The sequence below is a fragment of the Bacillus sp. SIMBA_026 genome (assembly GCF_046535335.1).
Taxonomy (GTDB): Bacteria; Bacillota; Bacilli; order Bacillales; family Bacillaceae; genus Bacillus; species Bacillus velezensis.
The window spans coordinates 1-245 of the sequence record NZ_JAWRWX010000402.1; the positions used below are offsets into that span (position 1 = coordinate 1).

Consider the following 245-nt stretch of genomic DNA (forward strand, 5'->3'; position numbering starts at 1 on the left):
CTTTGGATGATGCTATCAAGCTAGATTTTGTAATGGTGCTCGAGCTGAACAGATGCGACCGGGAGGCAACCGAATACGTATTGGCGCACTATCGTCACCAACGACTCGCGTTCGAGCGGCGCGGGATGATGCTTGCTGGATCGCTCGACAAGATTGGATTTTTCCCGGCGACGGTCGCCTTCGTAATGTTGATGATTCCAACGTGGAGCCATTTGGATCCATGGATTAAGGATTTTGCGTTGCTT

General features: G+C 51.0%; 1 protein-coding gene. It reads left to right on the forward strand.

Features of this window, described 5'->3' with window-relative positions:
* The coding region (locus SB847_RS21970; RefSeq protein WP_410578849.1) for a hypothetical protein at positions 1-245 on the forward strand (245 nt) is incomplete at both ends.